Below are 17070 nucleotides of genomic sequence, written 5' to 3'. Positions count from 1 at the left end.
ATTTCTTTCTAGTAGCTTGTTTTTTCAAAATCAGAAATGCGATTTCCTGGCTTTGAAACTGATTTCTGGGTAACAACAGCTGATAATACCTTCTTAAATCAGAATGAATAAACGAAAGCTCACTCGTAGACAAGAACTCCAAAATCTTCTCCAAGAAGCTGAATCAGATTCAATATTGGTTGCTGAACTTGAGGCTGTACAAGTATGCCTTAATAAGCCTAAACATAAGGCTGTTGGGGCATTGCTACGAATGCTATGCCCAAGCCTGCGTCGAACAACGAAGTGGTTTATTACAAAAGTGCTTGAAAGCATTAAGGATGAAAGAATAATTCGGCCGATGATGAGGGCTGCACAGGCGCCAGAAAACGCCGAGGTTCGCTCATACTTTTTGTGGCCGCTCATCAAATACGATTGCACAAAGCACCTTGCATATTTTGTGAACTTCATTGTGAAAATTGAGGACCCTGGTGAGGCTATGATGATATGTATCATGATTATTCGTGCCATGAAGGGCCCTTTTGAGCCAGAGTTGGCAAGGAAAAGCATTCGAAAATTGCTTGCTGAAACGAAACGACCCGCTGATATGGAGATGAAAGTGCAAACCGAAGCATTTCGCCTCGAAGCCGCGGATTTCATTATGGCCAAATACTTTAATGCGACTCGCAGAACGTTTTGGCTCGAAAGAAATGGGAGTGTGCCCATTAGTAAAACCTCCTGATAACCCGTACCTTTGCGGCCCCGCCAGGGTGGCGGGCCTTGTTGCTCAACGGCAAGGTGTTCAATAAGAACCGCGAATTGGCCCGGGCACCGGCCTTCTCGTTTATCTAAGAGGTGTCCGCAAGCTATTATGGCAGAAATGATTGACGATTTCGACTGGGATAACGTCGGAGCCACCGGTTTTGGTGGAAATTACTCGGCTGACCAGCGTGCCGAGATGGAGAAAATGTACGGCGACACGCTCACGACCGTACAGGAAGAAGAAGTTGTGAAGGGCACCGTAGTTGGCATCACCGACCGCGACGTTATCCTGAACATCGGCTTCAAGTCGGACGGTCTCGTGTCGATTACTGAATTTCGCGACCTGCCCGACCTGAAAATCGGTGACGAGGTAGAGGTATTCATCGAAGACCAGGAAGACATCAACGGCCAGCTCATCCTGAGCCGTAAGAAAGCCAAAATCAAGCAGGCCTGGAAGTCGATTTACGACGCCCTCGAGTTGGATACCATCCTCGAAGGTGTAGTGAAGCGTCGCACCAAAGGCGGCCTCATCATGGAGCTCGACGGCGTAGAAGCCTTCCTGCCCGGCTCGCAAATCGACGTGAAGCCCATCCGCGACTTCGACATTTATGTTGGCCGTCGCATGGAAGTGAAAGTGGTGAAAATCAACTCCGCTTTCGACAACGTGGTGGTTTCGCACAAAGTACTCATCGAGAAAGACCTCGAGAAGCAGCGTGAGGCCATCCTGAACAACCTGGAGAAAGGCCAGATTCTGGAAGGCAACATCAAGAACATGACCAACTTCGGCGTGTTCATCGACCTCGGCGGTGTCGACGGTCTGCTGCACATCACGGACATCTCGTGGGGCCGTATCGCTCACCCGAGCGAAGTGCTGACCCTGGACCAGAAACTGAACATCGTAGTTCTGGACTTCGACGAAGCCAAGAAGCGTATTTCGCTGGGCTTGAAGCAGCTGACTCCTCACCCATGGGATTCGCTGCCGGCCGACCTGCAGCCAGGTTCGAAAGTATCGGGCCGCATCGTGAACGTGGCCGACTACGGTGCTTTCATGGAAGTGGTACCCGGTGTGGAAGGCCTCATCCACGTTTCGGAAATGAGCTGGAGCCAGCACCTGCGCAACCCGCAGGACTTCATCAAGCAGGGCGACACGGTAGAAGCGCAGATTCTGACGCTCGACCGCGAAGACCGCAAGATGAGCCTCGGCATCAAGCAACTGACCGAAGACCCGTGGACGCGTGGCGACTTCGGCGGTACTTACGCTGTCGGCACCAAGCACAGCGGCACCGTGCGCAACCTCACCAACTTCGGCCTGTTCGTAGAACTGGAAGAGGGCGTTGACGGCCTCGTGCACGTGTCCGACCTGTCGTGGACCAAGAAAATCAAGCACCCATCGGAAATGGTGAAGGTGGGCGACAAGCTGGACGTAGTTGTGTTGGAGCTGGACCTGGGCGCTCGTCGCCTGGCCCTGGGCCACAAGCAGCTGGAAGAAAACCCCTGGGATACTTTCCAGACGGTGTTCACTCCCGGCTCGGTACACAAGGCGACCATCACCGAGAAGACCGAGCGTGGCGCGGTTCTCGAATTGCCTTACGGCATCGAGGGCTTCGCTTACCCCAAGTCGTTGGTGAAGGAAGACGGCTCGAACGCTGAGAACGGCGAGCAGCTCGACTTCCGCGTAACGGAGTTCTCGAAGGACGACCGCCGCATCGTGCTCTCGCACACGGCCGTGTTCAACAAGGAAGCCGCTGCTGAAGACGACAGCCGCAACAACAAGTTCAAGAAGAAAACCAACGCAAAGGCTGGCGACACCCAGGGCGAAGGCAAAATCAGCGACTTGAAGAAGACGGAAGAGAAGTCGACCCTCGGCGACCTCGACGCGCTGAGCGCCCTGCGCGACCAGATGATGGGCAACGAGCGCAAGGCTGGTGAGCAGAAGCTCGCCGCCGCTGCCAAGCCTGCTGCTGCTCCCAAGGCCGAGAAAGCTGAAGCTGCCGAAGCGCCCGCCGCTGAGGAAGCTCCGGCTGCTGAAGAAGCTCCCAAGGCTGACGCTCCTGCCGCCAAAGCTCCCAAGGCTGAGAAGGCTGCCAAAGCCGAGGAAGCTCCTGCTGCCGAAGCTGCTCCGGCCGCTGCCGAAGGTGGCCTGCTGGCCAGCATCACGGGTGCCGCTTCGGCTGCATTCGACAAAGTGAAAGAAGTAGCTGCTGATGCTGCCGAAGCCGTTTCGCACAACGAGACCTTCGACAAAGTGAAGCACGCCGCCTCGGACGCGGTGGATGCCGTAACCGGTTCGGAAGCTTTCGATAAGGTAAAGCACGCTGCCGCTGACGCGGTTGACGCTGTGACCCACTCGGAAGCCTTCACCAAGGCTTCGGAAGTAGCTGGCGACCTGGTGGACAAGGCCAAGGGCCTGGTTGCCGGCGATGACGCTGCCGACAAAAAAGACGACGAAGCCAAAGCCTAACCGCTTAGCCTTGTTGCAGAAAGGAGCCCCGGCGCATGCGCCGGGGCTTTTTTGTGTTCAAACCCTTGCCCACGCCAAACCCGCTGCCTACCTTTGCGCTCCCAAAAGACCACTCCAGGTGACGTGACCGAGTGGCTAGGTAGAGGTCTGCAAAACCTCCTACGGCGGTTCGAATCCGCCCGTCACCTCAGCAGCAATGCTTCGAAAAGCCCCATTCGCCACCTGGCAGATGGGGCTTTTTACGTATGTACTGCGCCTGGCTATCGGTTTAAAGACGGGTTTTGGACACATTATGCCTACATTTCGTAGCCAAGCTGGGCCGTTGGCCGTACTTGCGGCATCCCTCGTTCTTTACTACCCCACACCTTATGAAGATTGTTGACCTCCGCACCATGCGCGGGCCGAGCTATTGGTCTGTTAAACAGTTTAAACTGATTGTTGCCAAAGTTGATTTGCAGGAGCTGGCCGGGCAGTGGTCGAACACTGTGCCGGGTTTTGCCGGGCGGCTGATGAAGCTGTTTCCCAACATCGGGCAGGTGCAGCCCAGCGGCATGAGTGGCAAGCAGGCCGCCAAGCACCAGCCGCTCACGGAAGAAGCCCTGCTGGATGGGGAGCCGCTGGGTCACGTCATTCAGCACGTGGCGCTGGAGCTGCAGCGGCAGGCCGCCATGCCCACGTTCTGGGGCAAAAGCTACCCGGCCCACGAAGAGGGAGTGGAGTACGTGGTGGTCGCCTACCAGGAAGAGCGCGCCGGCCGCCGCGCCGTGGAAGCCGCCGTGGACATTGTGGAGGCCGTCTGCAAAAAGGAGAAGGTCGACCTGAAGCCCATCGTGGCCGAGCTGCATGAGATTCGCGAAGACGAATTTTTCGGCCCCAGTACCTACAGCATTGTGGCCGAGGCCGCCTCGCGCAACATTCCCTACATCCAGCTCAAGAACACCAGCATTATCCAGCTGGGCTATGGCGAAAACCAGCGCCGCATCTGGGCCACCACGACCAACCTCACCTCGCACGCGGGCGTGGAAGTGGCCGGCAATAAGAACCGCACCAAGGCCATGTTGAACGACGCGGGCGTGCCCGTGCCCCGCGGTACCACCGTGTACTCGGAGGCCGGCCTGCGCGACGCCATCGACGAACTAGGCTTCCCCATCGTGACCAAGCCGCTCGACGGCAACCACGGCAAGGGCGCCACTATTCGCATCATGAACTGGAAGGATGCCGCTGAGGGCCTGAAAGCCGCCCAGGTATACTCGCGGGCCGTGATTGTGGAGCAGTTCATTGAGGGCTTCGATTTCCGCCTGCTGGTGGTGAACGGCAAGCTGATTGCCGCCGCCAAGCGCACGCCGGCGGCCGTGGTGGGCAACGGCAAAAGCACCATTCAGCAGCTCATCGATGAGGTGAACAAGGACCCACGCCGGGGCATTGGCCACGAAAAGGTGCTCACCAGCATCAAAGCCGACAAGCACACGCTCGATATTCTGAAGGGCCGCCAGCTGACGCTGAAGTCGGTGCTGCCAGCCGGTGAAATTTTGTATCTGAAGAGCACGGCCAACATCAGCACCGGCGGCACCGCCACCGACGTAACCGACCAGATGCACCCCTACAATGTGCTGCTGGCTGAACGCGTGGCCGGCATCGTAGGCCTCGATATTTGCGGCATCGATTTGATGGCCACCGACATTGCCGTGCCCCTGAATGAAAGCCGCGGCGCCGTGATTGAGGTGAACGCCGCCCCCGGCTTCCGCATGCACATTGCGCCCACCGAAGGGCTGCCGCGCAACGTGGCCGCCCCGGTGGTCGATATGCTGTTCCCGCCCGGCAGCACGGCCCGCATCCCGATTATTGCCATCACGGGTACCAACGGCAAAACCACCACCACGCGCCTCATTGCGCACTTGGTAGCCAGCAAGGGCTACAAAGTAGGCTTCACTACCACCGATGGTATCTACATCCAGGGCGTGCAGCTGCAGAAGGGCGACTGCACCGGCGGCCAAAGCGCCGAGTTCGTACTGCGCGACCCGACCATTAACTACGCCGTGCTCGAAACCGCGCGCGGCGGCATGCTGCGCTCGGGCCTGGGCTTTCATACCTGCGACATTGCAGTGGTGACCAACGTAGCCGCCGACCATCTGGGCCTGCGCGACATCCATACTGTGGAGGAGATGGCCGCCGTGAAGGGCGTGCTGCCCCGTACCGTGCGCAAAAACGGCTGGGCCGTGCTGAACGCCGACGACGACCTAGTGTACGCCATGGCCCGCACCGTGGACTGCCGCGTAGCGCTGTTCAGCATGAACGAACACAACCCCCGCATTCAGGAGCACGTGGAGGCAGGCGGTGTGGCCGCCGTGTACGAGGAAGGCTACGTGACGATTTACCGTAACAGCTACAAGCTGCGCATCGACCGTGCCGCCGAGTTTCCCATCACCTTTGATGGGCGGGCGGGCTTCAACATTGAGAACTGCCTGGCGGCCAGCTTGGCGGGCTACCTGGCCGGGTTCGATAAGGACGCCATCAAAACGGCCTTCCGCACGTTCATCCCGTCGGGCACCAAAACGCCGGGCCGCATGAACGTATACAAGTTTCCGAAATTTGAGGTGATTGTGGACTATGCCCACAACACGGCGGGCATCACCAAATTCGCCGAGTTTATGGAGGCCACGACGGCCACGCATAAAATCGGCATCGTGTCGGGCCTCGGCGACCGCCGCGACGAAGACACCCTGGGCTTCGCCCGCATCGCCGGCCGCATCTTCGACGAAGTGATTCTGCGCCAGGACCAGGACTTGCGCGGTAAGTCGGCCGAGTACCTGCGCGAAATCATGGAGCGCGGCCTGCGCCTCGACAAACCCAAGCTCAAAATTACTTATATCGACAACGAGCCCGATGCCATCGACCACCTCCTGAAGCACACGCCGAAGGGTGGGGTAGGAGTCATCTTCACCGAGAACATCACCAACACGCTGGCCAAGCTGGACGAGTTCGAGAAATCGGCCTAAGCAGTCTGAGGGCGGCAGTGGCTGCCCTTGTAAATAGGGTGCGGGGACTTATTCCCGCACCCTATTTTTGTATCGTTCTATAATCAGTGCGTTACGCTACTTCCTTTCTATGTTCAACTTTTCCTCCTTGCCACTTCCCGCCGCGCTGGTTCGCACCCTGCTGGCCCTGTTGTTCCTCACCTTACACCTGCGGGCGGCGGCCCAGGCCCCGTCCTGGCAGTCGGCGCGGGCCGTAGCAACAGCCACAGCGGCAGCATCAGGCAATTACTCGATAGTGACGGCTACGGCCGTGGATGCGGCGGGCAACGTATTCCTAGCTGGGAATTTCGCGAATACAGTGGTGCTGGGCGGTACCACGCTGACGAGCCTCGGAAACCGTGACGTGTTCGTGGTCAAGTTCAATCCCGCCAGCAACCAGTTCATGTGGGCGCAGCGGGCCGGCGGTACGGGCAATGACTATGCCGACGCGCTGACCGTGAGCGGAACCAACGTTTACATAGCAGGATATTTCACCAGTTCAACGGCGGGCTTCGGCCCCACCACCTTGGCCAACGCCGGGGGTGACGATATTTTCGTTGCCAAGCTCACTGACGCGGGCAGCACAGGAAGCTTCGTGTGGGCGCAGCGGGCCGGCGGCACGGGCGATGACGAAGCAAATGCCCTAGTCGTGGGTGGCACCAGCGTGTACGTGGCCGGCAGTTTCAGCAGCTTCACAGTAGGCTTTGGCACCGCTACGCTGACCAGTGCAGGTACTTCCGATGTATTCGTTACCAAACTCACCGACGCAGGCAGTTCGAGCAGCTTCGTGTGGGCGCAACAGGCCGGTGGCACAAACGGTGATTTCGCCAACGCGCTGGCCGTGAGTGGCACCAGCGTGTACGTGGCCGGTGTTTTCGCCAGTTCCACGGCGGATTTTGGCACCATCACATTGACCAATACCAATGTAACCTCTTCCGACGTATTCGTCGCCAAACTCACCGACGCGGGCAGCACGGGCAGCTTTGCATGGGCGCAGCGGGCTGGCGGCACGGGTAGTGATTTTGCCATCGCGCTGGCCACTAACGGAACCAGCGTATACGTGGCCGGAGGTTTCGCTAGCCTCACGGCAGGCTTCGGTGCCAACACCCTGACCAATGCGGGCATCTATGACGTGTTTGTGGCCAAGCTCACCGACGCGGGCAGCACAGGTAGTTTTGTATGGGCACTGCGGGCCGGCGGCACGGGCAGCGAGGTAGCGAATGCACTGGTCGTGAGTGGAAATAGTGTATACTTAGCCGGAGGTTTCGATAGCCCAACGGCAGGTTTTGGTACCACCCCGCTGACGAATATGGGCTTTTCCGACGTGTTTGTGGCCAAGCTCACCGACGCGGGCAGCACAGGTAGTTTCGCGTGGGCACAGCGGGCTGGCGGCACGGGGAACGACGCATCCACTGCGCTGGTCGTGAGCGCCACTAGCGTTTACGTGGCAGGGTATTTTGCCAGTTCTACCGCCAGCTTCAGTGCAACTACCCTCTCCAACTCGAGTCCTGTCACCAACCTCGGTTTCCTGGCCTCCCTCACCGATGCCACTCTAACGGCCACCACAGCCGCCGTGCCCCGCGAGGCGGCCACCCTCTTCCCTAACCCGGCCCGGCGCACGGCCACGCTACGCCTGCCCGCCGGCACGACTCCCGCGCCTCTTACTCTGACCGACGCGCTGGGCCGGGCCGTGCGCCACTACCCCGCCCCAACCAGTGCCGAGGCTGCGCTTGACCTGCAGGGCCTACCCGCGGGCCTCTACCTGCTGCGCGGAGCTGGGCCGGCCCAGCGACTTGTGCTAGAATAGAACACAAAAAGCCGCTTCAGCAACTGAAGCGGCTTTTTTATGCGTTGAAATTCTCTTGGGCTACTTCAGGGTGAAGGTCGTTTTGCCCATCAGTTGGCCGCTTTCGTAGAGTTCTACAGTGTGCAGGCCTTTCTTGTACTCGGCGCCCTTGGCGTACACGAATTCCAGCTTCTGCCGGGAGTTGTCGTACACCACGTCCTGCTTCTGGGTGTAGAAAGCCTCCTGGCCGTCCACGGTGAACGTGCCGCCTCCCGTGCTCAGGTTGTAGAGGGCCGCGCCGTCGGGCTCCAGAATGCGCATATACACGGCCTTGGTTTCCTTGGGCGACACGTCGTTGCGGGCAAAGTTGGCGGTGATTTTCAGCTTCTCCACGCGCTTGGCCTTGAACTCCTCTTTCTCGTCGTCCTTCTCCTTGTTTTTGGAGGTGATGATGGCCACGTGGATGTTGTCGGCCTGCAGGCGCGAAGCCACCGATACTTTTTCCGAGAGCTCTTTGTTGCTGCGCACCACTGTGCTGATGGTGTCGGAAAGCTTATTCTGCTTCTCCTTTAGCGTGTTGGTTTCGGTGTAGAGGGTCTCGTTGTCCTTCTTCAGCTGGGCAATGTCGTCGTCCTTCTTGCGGAGCTGGCCTTCGAGGTTCTGGGCGCGGCGCTTGAAGAGGGTTTGCTGGCTAATGGAGAAGCTGCCGGCCTTAAAGGAGCGCAGCTTCAGCAGGTCGGCGTTCACGGCCGAGATTTTGGCCACGAGTGAGTCGTTGCTCAGGCCCAGCGCTTGTAACTCCTGGCTTTGGCGCTCGAAATCAGCTTTTAGGGCTTCGTATTGCTTGATTTGTTCCTGGAGCTTGCTGTCTTTGGCTTTTACTTCGGTGGTCAGCACCTCGTTTTGCTGGCCTTTCTGCTGGTTGAGGTAGAACAGGACACCATTAATGCCGAGCAGGACGAGCACCAGGGCGACCCAGAGGAGGACGCGGCTGTTGTTGGAGCGGGGTTCGGGGGTTTCGTTAGGGTCCATGCGGGAATAGTTATGCAAAAGAAGCGAATGGAAATCGGGGCCGGTGGCGCAGTGCGGCACGTACCTTTGGGCGTAAAAATAGGGGAGTTTGGTGCCCTGGCAAGTTAAACCTATACTCAGGCCAAATGAAAACGGTTTTACCTGACTTCGATGCTGCTTACTGGCAAGCACGTTACGACGACGGCCGCGACGGTTGGGACACCCGCGGCATCACCCCGCCGCTGCGCGCCTATTTCGACCAAATGGCCGTGGCCGTCCAACCGCGCATCCTCATTCCGGGGGCCGGCCGGGCCTACGAAGCCGAGTACCTGCACCAGCTCGGATTTCGACAGGTATTTGTGGCCGACATCGCCCCCGAAGCGCTGGACGCGCTGGCTGCCCGCGTGCCCGGCTTCCCCAAGGAGCACCTGATGCTGGCCGACTTTTTTGGTCTGCCCAACGACCCTCCCTACGATTTAATTGTAGAGCAGACGTTTTTCTGCGCCCTCGACTCCGCCCTGCGCCCGGCCTACGCCCGGCAGTGCGCCGATTTGCTACGCCCCGGCGGCACGCTCATGGGCCTGCTGTTCGATGCTGACTTCGGGCCCGTGCAGGAGCCACCGTTTGGCGGGAGTAGGGAAGAATACCGCGAATATTTCGCGCCCTACTTTGAATTTCGCCATTTCGAAACCGCTACCAACTCGCTCAAGCCCCGGGAGGGGCGCGAGCTGTTCATTTGTTTGAAAAAGAAATAACCCATCATGCTGCAAGCCCTCGCCAACACCCTTCCGCACTTCCACCACACCAATTCCGGTCAGTTTTTCCTCATGGCTGGCCCCTGCGTCATCGAAGGCGAGGACATGGCCCTGCGCATCGCCGAGCGCATCAAGCGCATGACGGACAAGCTGCAGATTCCCTACATCTTCAAGGGGTCCTACCGCAAGGCCAACCGCTCGCGCCTCGACTCGTTCACCGGCATCGGCGACGAAACAGCCCTGCGCATTCTGCAGAAGGTGAGCCGCGAAATCGGCGTGCCGACCGTGACGGACATCCACGAATCGGGCGAAGCTGCGCTGGCTGCTGAGTACGTCGACGTGCTGCAGATTCCGGCTTTTTTGTGTCGGCAGACCGATTTGCTGATTGCGGCCGCTCAGACCGGCAAGGTGGTGAATATCAAAAAAGGTCAGTTCCTGAGCGGCGAGGCCATGAAGTGGGCCGTGGATAAGGTGCGCCAGGCCGGCAACTCGCACGTCATCCTCACCGAACGCGGCAACTCGTTCGGCTACTCCGACCTGGTGGTAGATTTCCGCAACCTGCCCGCCATGCGCGAGTTCGAGGTGCCCGTGGTGATGGACGTGACGCACTCGCTGCAACGCCCCAACCAGAGCAGCGGCGTCACCGGCGGCCAGCCCGCTCTCATCGAAACCATCGCCAAAGCCGCCATTGCCGTAGGGGCCGACGGCCTGTTCATCGAAACCCACCCGACGCCCACCACGGCGCTGTCCGACGGCGCCAACATGCTCCCGCTCGACCAGCTCGAAGCATTGCTGGTGAAACTCACGCGGGTGCGCGACGCCATTCGGGAAACGGGCGAGGTGAAATCGAACTGAAGCTCTTAATAACTACATGCTGATGTACTTAGACAATAATCAAATCCAACGGAGCTTATCCTCTACTAACGCACTCGTTATATACGCGTTATGTTGGATTGGTTTAGGGGTGTACTATTGTCTCAATAGTCTCCTATATGAAGAAGGTAGTATCATTCCGTTGATTGTTGGAATGATAGGTTCGATGGCTTACCTGTTGTGCATTATCGCCTGCGCAGTTGCTTTCAAGGAGCGCCGAAAACACTTTTTGATGTTGCTAGCACTGTCTATGGGCTTGACAACGTCAGTCGCACTGCTAATTCGCTAAATCACGTCCGCAGCCAGAAGTGCTGTTTAGGCTGGCTCTTTCGGAAGAACACGAGGCCGATGTAGAACAAATCCACCGTTAGGCGCACGTCGGGGTGGGCTTTGATGGTTTCCCAGGCGCGCTCCATTTCTTCCGACCAGTGAATGTCGTCGAAGACAAACACCGACTCGTCGGTGCGGTGGGCCAGGCACAACCCGAAGTAGCGCAGCGTGGGTTCGTAGCGGTGGTTGCCGTCGAAAAAAACGAAATCCACCGAAGCCCCCAGTCCCGACAGGGTAGGGGCCAGGGTGTGGTCGAGGTTGCCCTCCACCACGTCAATGTTGCCCAGGTTCAGCGTAGCAAAAGTTTCGCGGGCCACTGCGGCCACGTTGGGGCAACCCTCGAACGTGACAACGCGGCTGCCGCTATTAGCAGCGGCCAAATAGGCGGTAGTGAGGCCCAGCGAAGTGCCCAACTCCAGCACGGTAGCGGGGCGTAGGTAATTTGCTAACCGGAACAGCAGCTGCGCCAGCCTCCGGGGCTTGGCAGCGTTGCGGGCAATGTCGGCCACGCGGCGCTGCTGGCCCGCTCCGGTGTGCGAGCCCGCTCCCATATCCGTTACGCTTAGGCTGGCCGGGCTGGCCAGCAGCTGCCGCCGCCGCTCCTCAATGGCTGCGTAGGCGCGGTAATGGCCAGTGTGGCGCACCACCGAGGTGTAAAGCCCAAAAACAAACGGCGAGTGCAGCCCGTGGGCGTTGCCCGAACGCAGCCAGAAGCGGAGGTAAGCGAGAAGTTGAAACAAAATAATTGTCGGTTGTTAGTTGTCCGTTGGCAGGCCGAAGCGACAACCACGGTACAAACTAACAACCGACAACGAGCAACTGAAAACTAAACTAGTTCATCCGGAACGGCACCATCAGGGTAAACTCGGGTATTTCTACCTGGAACTGCTGGCCGTTGGCCAGGCGCTCCATCAGGTAAGTGCCGCGCATTTTGCCCAGGCCCGACTTCAGGTTGCAGCCGCTTACGTACTGGTGGGCCTCGCCGGGCTCCAGCACAGGCTGGCGGCCTACTACGCCTTCGCCTTCTACTTCGCGCACCGCACCGGTAGCATCGTGAATATGCCAGTGCCGGCGCAACAGCTTCACCGTAAACTCGCTGTTGTTGCGAATTTCAATTTTATAGGCAAATACAAAATGTTCCTGGCCGGGGCTGGAGTAGTCGGGCAGGTAGTTGGTCGTAACCGAAACGGTGACGCCTTGCGTAGTGGTGGTGGGCATAGTCGGCAAAGCTAAAGATAGCTGCGGACGTAACAGTCGCCCGCGATAATTGGTTTTACGCAAACACGACTCTGCAACGCCGCCCCGGTGCCGTTTATTTTCCCGCAAACTTCTATGGTAAAGATAGCCGAAAGCTGGCAGCCCGTGCTGGCCGATGAGTTCGAAAAGCCCTACTTCCAAAAGCTAATTGCGTTTGTAAAAGGCGAGTACGCCACCGCCACGGTTTACCCCGCCGGCTCCCAGATATTTCATGCCTTCGACGCCACCCCTTTCGACCAGGTGAAAGTCGTTATTCTGGGCCAGGACCCCTACCACGGGCGCAACCAGGCGCACGGTCTCTCGTTTTCGGTGCAGGAGGGCCAACGCACGCCGCCCTCACTCGTCAACATCTTCAAAGAGCTGCAGGCCGATATCCCCGGCACCCCCACACCCCCCAACGGCAACCTCGACCGCTGGGCTCAGCAGGGCGTACTGCTGCTCAACGCTACCCTCACGGTGCGGGCCAGCGAGCCCGCTTCGCACCAGAAGCGCGGCTGGGAGAAATTCACCGACGCCGTTATCCGCAAAGTGTCGGAGGGCCGGCCGCACGTTGTCTTCATCCTCTGGGGCGCCTACGCCGGCAAAAAATCGGAGCTGATTGACGAGCGCAAGCACCTGGTCATTAAATCAGTTCATCCCTCACCATTCGCCGCCGATAAAGGTTTTTTCGGCAGCAAGCCTTTCAGCAAAGCCAATGCCTGGCTGGCCGAGCACCGACTGGGCCCGGTAAAGTGGTAGCGTCAAGACCGTCTGTCATTGCGAGCGGAGCGCTGCAATCTATCCTCCCGAAGCAACTAACTTAATAGTGTGACAGGGATTTCTATAGCGCTGTTCAGATACAATCAACCTTCACATAAAAAGCCCCGACACTGCACAGTGCCGGGGCTTTTTACGTCTTTCAGGCTTGTCGCAGAGAGAGGACGGATTAGCTACGCTGTTCTTCGGGTGCTTCGTCGTGCCTCCTCGCAATGGCAGGCAGCGTGATTAATGGATGATATTGAACAGGCGGTTCCAGCGGATTCTGTGCCAGAAGTCGGCGTTGGGGTCCATCGAGAGCCAGATGAGCACGGCTTTGCCCACCACGTGGTCTTCGGGTACGAAGCCCCAGAAGCGCGAGTCTTCTGAGTTGTGGCGGTTGTCGCCCATCATCATGTAGTAGTTCTGCTTCACGGTGTAGCTGGTCAGCATCTTACCGTTCTGGTAAATCATGCCGTCCTGCCAGGTAATGCCTTCGTTGTGCTCGTAGCGGGCCACAATTTTGTAGTAGATGGCCGTATTGGCCGGTGAGAGCGTGATGACCTGGCCCTTCTTGGGAATGGGCAGCGGGCCGTAGCTGTCGAGGCTCCAGTTGCGCGGGGTGGCGCTGATGGCGGGCGAGTTGTGGAAGTCGGCTACGTCGGGGAACAGCTGCACCTGAGGTTGCAGCACCGTCATACCTTTCACGTAGGGCTGCTTTTTGAAATAGTCGGCCGTGGCCTGGGTGCAGCTGATGGTGTAGCCATAGCTGCCGGGCGTGGGGCCCGGTACCGCCTGCGGCAGCCCACCGGGTGCCTCGTATTCCACCACCCCTTGGCTGCGCAGGGCGGCCAGCACCTCGTCGTTCGGGCTGTCTACCTGCATGAAGTAGGTAGTTTGCAGGCCGGGGGGCGTTTCGCCGGGCTTGCCGTTCAGAAACACCTTGCCATCGCGGATTTCGAGGGTGTCGCCGGCCACGGCCACGCAGCGCTTGATGTAGTTGGTGCGCAGGTCGGCCGGGTACTGGCTTTCGTGGGGCACGTGGAAAACCACCACGTCGTTGCGCTTAATTTCCGAGAAGCCGGGCAGCCGGTAGGTAGGCAGCTGAATAAGCTCGGAGTAGCTTTTCAGGCCCGTGCCCCACACGGTTTGGTGGGTGAGGGGCACCTGAAGCGGGGTTTGGGGCGTGATGGGGCCGTAGTGCAGCTTGCTCACAAACAGGTAGTCGCCCACCAGCAGGGAGGCTTCCATGCTGGGCGACGGAATGGTGTAGGCCTCAAACGTGGCCCAGCGGATGAGCGTGGCCGCCACAATGGCAAAAATCAGCGAGTCGGCCCACTCCCGGGTTTTGGTTTTGGGCGGTTTGGGCGGGGCAGTGTGGTCGGTTTTGAGCAAAGACATGAGGGAGAGCAAGCTTGAGCCTGGCAAGTTAATTCAGCAAATAAACGCAGCAGAACGCCACCGCGGGCAGTAGACCTGGCAGCTACAGCTCCAACAGCTCCTTCATGCCAAACACGCCCGACCGGCCGGGCAGCCACTCAGCGGCCAGCAGCGCGCCCAGCGCGAAGCCCTCACGGCTGTGCGCGGCGTGGCTCAGCTCCAGCGTATCCACGTCGGAAGTGTAGGTGACGATGTGCGTGCCCACGGCATCGCCGGTGCGCTCGCTGATGACGGCCAACTCGGTAGGCGTTTCGGCCGGCGCGTTGCGCCAGCTGGTTTTGGCCGGGAAATTCCGGATAATGGCTTCGGCCGCCGTGAGGGCCGTGCCGCTGGGCTGGTCGATTTTCTGGGTGTGGTGAATTTCGCGCATTGCCACGTCGTAGCCACCAAATTGCGCCATCTTGGCCGCGATGTACTCGTTGAAGTGGAAGAACAGGTTCACGCCCACGCTGTAGTTGGATGCGTAGAACAGGCTGCCGCCTACTTCTTTGGTTAGCGCCTGGGCTTCTTCGAAATGATGCAGCCAGCCCGTGCTGCCGCACACCACCGGAATGCCCTGGCGGAGGCAGGCCGCCACGTTGCCAAAAGCCGAATCGGGATGCGTAAACTCGATGGCGACATCGACGGTAGCTGGCGTGAAATCTGTAATGGCCGATTGTGAGGTGTGCAGGTCGACGATGCCAGCCACGGTGTGCCCGCGCCGGGCGGCCAGGGCGGCAATGGTCTGGCCCATTTTGCCGTAGCCGATGAGGAGGATGTTCATGGGTTAGGTGTCAGTTTTTGGTTGTCAGTTATCAGGAAACTTCATTGTCACAGCATCAAAACTGACAACCGACAACGAGCAACTGACAACTAATCAGCGGACCCGCAGCGCGAACATCACGCCGGGGTTGGTGGGCAAGCTGGCCGGCTGGCCGGGCGTGGGCAGCAACTGGGGCTGCCAGTGCAGGCTCAGGTCGTTGCTCACGTCGAAATCCTGCAAGTGTGCGTCCACCAGCGCATCTACAATTTGCAGGCCGTAAGCAAGGCCAATGTAGAGGTAAAAAATGTCGCGGTAACCGCGGTAATACTGGACGCCCCGGTCTAAGCCATCCACAGATAAGGCATTGCGAGCCTGCGTGCCCAATGCCCGGTCACCTATCTTAAAGGTTGCTTTCGTTTCAGAATTGTAATCGCTGTCGATGATATGGTTATAGGCAGTAGCATACTGCTTGTACCGCTGCTGGTAAAATACCTCACCGGCAATAGTGCCGCCTACAGCTCCAAAAACAAGTGGCAGTTTCCACCAGCGGTGGTTGTAAATCTGGCCAGCGCCGGGCAGAATGGCGGCCAGCAGCGCCGCTTTGCCCGGCCGCGTGAGGCGGATGCCTTTGTAGCCAAATGCCCGGAACATGTGTTCGGTGCGCTTGGCCGAATCGGCGGCGGCTTTCTGGCGCTTGGCGGCGGGCGTTACCACTACCTCCCGGCGCTCGGTGGTATCGGCCATAATCTCGGCCGAGGTGCGGGTGGGGGGGGCATTGGGGTCGACCACCTGGGCCCGGGCGATGGAACCGGCCAGCAAGCTGCTTAACAGCAACCCAAAGAAGACAACGTGGGAAATTCGTTTTTTCATAACAAACCAGCTAACGGCGGTTGCCGGCATTTAGCGTACCGGCGTTCCGGTTCGGGTGTTACGAAGGCTGCAGAATGTGCAGGATACGCTGCATGTCTTCCACCGAGTCGAAGGCGATTTTGATTTCGCCGTTGCCCTTGGGCGTGGGGCGTACCTGCACCCGCGAGCCAAACCGGTCGGTGAGGTGGCGCTCGGCGCGGCGAATTTCGGCCACCGGCACCGCCGACGACGCGGGCGTGGTATCGCCTTCAGCCTTGGGCTTGGCCTCGGCGCTGTTGCGGCCGTAGCCGTTGCGCACCAGCTCTTCTACGCGGCGCACCGAAAGCTCTTCGGCTACCGTTTTGCGGTACAGCTCAACCTGCAGCTTGGGGTCGTCGAGGCCGATGAGGGCGCGGGCGTGGCCCATGCTGATTTCGGCGTCGCGCAGGCCAATCTGCACATCGGGCGGCAGCTTTAGTAGGCGCAGGTAGTTGGTTACGGTCGTGCGGTTCTTGCCCACCCGGTCGCCGAGGTCTTCCTGGCGCAGGTTGCACTCGCTGAGCAGGCGCTGGTAGCTGAGAGCAATTTCGATGGCATTCAGGTTTTCGCGCTGAATGTTCTCAATCAGGGCCATTTCCAGCATCTGCTGGTCGTCGGCCTTGCGGATGTAGGCCGGAATGGTTTCCAGGCCCGCCAAGCGGGAGGCCTGCAGGCGGCGTTCCCCCGAAATGAGCTGGTAGGAGTTGGTGCCGAGCTGGCGCAGGGTCACGGGCTGAATAATGCCCTGGATTTTAATGCTGTCGGCCAGTTCCTGTAGCGCTTCCTTGTCGAAATGGGTGCGGGGCTGGTAAGGGTTGGCCTCGATGTGCTCGACGGAGATGAAGCCCACCGAATTGACGGGGTGCGACACGAGCCGGTCGCTGGAGCCGGGGCGCTCGCCTTTTTTGTCGTAGCTGCCTTCAATGAGGGCATTCAGGCCGCGGCCCAGGCCTCCCTTGCGTTTTACTGACGCGGCGGCGGCCAGGGCAGCTTGCAATTTCTCTTCGTTCTTCTCTAGCGGCATAATTCATCGGCCGCGC

At 59.2% G+C, this 17070-nt stretch carries 13 protein-coding genes, 1 tRNA gene and 1 pseudogene; 8 read left to right on the top strand and 7 right to left on the bottom strand.

Annotated features, from left to right (window positions below):
* Positions 1–103 precede the first annotated feature (103 nt).
* From ABD837_RS17295 to ABD837_RS17275, 5 genes and pseudogenes are all read left to right on the top strand, one after another.
* Positions 104–718 carry a hypothetical protein gene (locus ABD837_RS17295; RefSeq protein ID WP_345056967.1) on the top strand — a complete coding sequence of 205 codons (615 nt, stop codon included), beginning with the start codon at positions 104–106 and terminating at the stop codon, positions 716–718.
* Between the two features lie 129 nt (positions 719–847).
* A pseudogene (rpsA, locus tag ABD837_RS17290) lies at positions 848–2653 on the top strand (30S ribosomal protein S1); the annotation flags it as partial.
* Between the two features lie 663 nt (positions 2654–3316).
* Positions 3317–3387 (top strand) — tRNA-Cys (locus tag ABD837_RS17285).
* A 180-nt stretch (positions 3388–3567) separates the two neighbouring features.
* The gene (gene cphA, locus ABD837_RS17280; RefSeq protein ID WP_345056965.1) at positions 3568–6195 is read left to right on the top strand and encodes a cyanophycin synthetase; all 2628 of its coding nucleotides are present in this window, start codon (positions 3568–3570) and stop codon (positions 6193–6195) included.
* Between the two features lie 109 nt (positions 6196–6304).
* Positions 6305–8020, top strand: a complete 1716-nt coding sequence (locus ABD837_RS17275) for a T9SS type A sorting domain-containing protein (RefSeq protein WP_345056963.1) — start codon at positions 6305–6307, stop codon at positions 8018–8020.
* Between the two features lie 60 nt (positions 8021–8080).
* Here ABD837_RS17275 and ABD837_RS17270 read toward each other — a convergent pair whose 3' ends face one another.
* Entirely contained in the window at positions 8081–9049 is a 969-nt protein-coding gene (locus ABD837_RS17270; RefSeq protein ID WP_345056961.1) for a hypothetical protein, read from the bottom strand.
* A gap of 107 nt (positions 9050–9156) precedes the next feature.
* Here ABD837_RS17270 and ABD837_RS17265 point away from each other — a divergent pair, with 107 nt between their 5' ends.
* Positions 9157–9765, top strand: coding sequence for a methyltransferase domain-containing protein (locus ABD837_RS17265; protein WP_345056959.1), 609 nt, complete (start codon positions 9157–9159; stop codon positions 9763–9765).
* 6 nt (positions 9766–9771) lie between these two features.
* A complete protein-coding gene (gene kdsA, locus ABD837_RS17260; RefSeq protein WP_345056957.1) occupies positions 9772–10620 on the top strand; it encodes a 3-deoxy-8-phosphooctulonate synthase in 849 nt (282 codons plus the stop codon).
* Positions 10621–10928: 308 nt separating this feature from the next.
* On the opposite strand, the gene ABD837_RS17255 is transcribed toward kdsA, so the two are convergent.
* Both ABD837_RS17255 and apaG read right to left on the bottom strand, forming a co-directional pair.
* Positions 10929–11708: an O-methyltransferase gene (locus ABD837_RS17255; RefSeq protein WP_345056955.1), complete on the bottom strand. Its 780-nt coding sequence runs from the start codon at positions 11706–11708 to the stop codon at positions 10929–10931.
* A gap of 91 nt (positions 11709–11799) precedes the next feature.
* Positions 11800–12186 (bottom strand): Co2+/Mg2+ efflux protein ApaG, encoded by a 387-nt coding sequence (gene apaG / locus ABD837_RS17250; protein WP_345056953.1) that lies wholly within the window; start codon positions 12184–12186, stop codon positions 11800–11802.
* Between the two features lie 114 nt (positions 12187–12300).
* Here apaG and ABD837_RS17245 point away from each other — a divergent pair, with 114 nt between their 5' ends.
* Positions 12301–12963, top strand: coding sequence for a uracil-DNA glycosylase (locus ABD837_RS17245; protein ID WP_345056951.1), 663 nt, complete (start codon positions 12301–12303; stop codon positions 12961–12963).
* Between the two features lie 246 nt (positions 12964–13209).
* Here the strand turns inward: ABD837_RS17245 and lepB are convergent, their stop codons facing one another.
* The 4 genes from lepB to ABD837_RS17225 form a co-directional block, all read right to left on the bottom strand.
* Positions 13210–14361 carry a signal peptidase I gene (gene lepB / locus ABD837_RS17240; RefSeq protein ID WP_345056949.1) on the bottom strand — a complete coding sequence of 384 codons (1152 nt, stop codon included), beginning with the start codon at positions 14359–14361 and terminating at the stop codon, positions 13210–13212.
* An 82-nt stretch (positions 14362–14443) separates the two neighbouring features.
* On the bottom strand, positions 14444–15163 hold the full coding sequence (gene dapB, locus ABD837_RS17235; RefSeq protein ID WP_345056947.1) for a 4-hydroxy-tetrahydrodipicolinate reductase: 720 nt from the start codon (positions 15161–15163) through the stop codon (positions 14444–14446).
* A gap of 93 nt (positions 15164–15256) precedes the next feature.
* Positions 15257–16012 (bottom strand): DUF5683 domain-containing protein, encoded by a 756-nt coding sequence (locus ABD837_RS17230; protein ID WP_345056945.1) that lies wholly within the window; start codon positions 16010–16012, stop codon positions 15257–15259.
* A gap of 58 nt (positions 16013–16070) precedes the next feature.
* Positions 16071–17054 carry a ParB/RepB/Spo0J family partition protein gene (locus tag ABD837_RS17225; RefSeq protein WP_345056943.1) on the bottom strand — a complete coding sequence of 328 codons (984 nt, stop codon included), beginning with the start codon at positions 17052–17054 and terminating at the stop codon, positions 16071–16073.
* Positions 17055–17070: the final 16 nt, after the last annotated feature.

The organism is Hymenobacter glaciei, assembly GCF_039539585.1.
GTDB classification, from domain to species: Bacteria; Bacteroidota; Bacteroidia; order Cytophagales; family Hymenobacteraceae; genus Hymenobacter; species Hymenobacter glaciei.
This window is presented reverse-complemented; position numbering and strand designations above follow the sequence as displayed.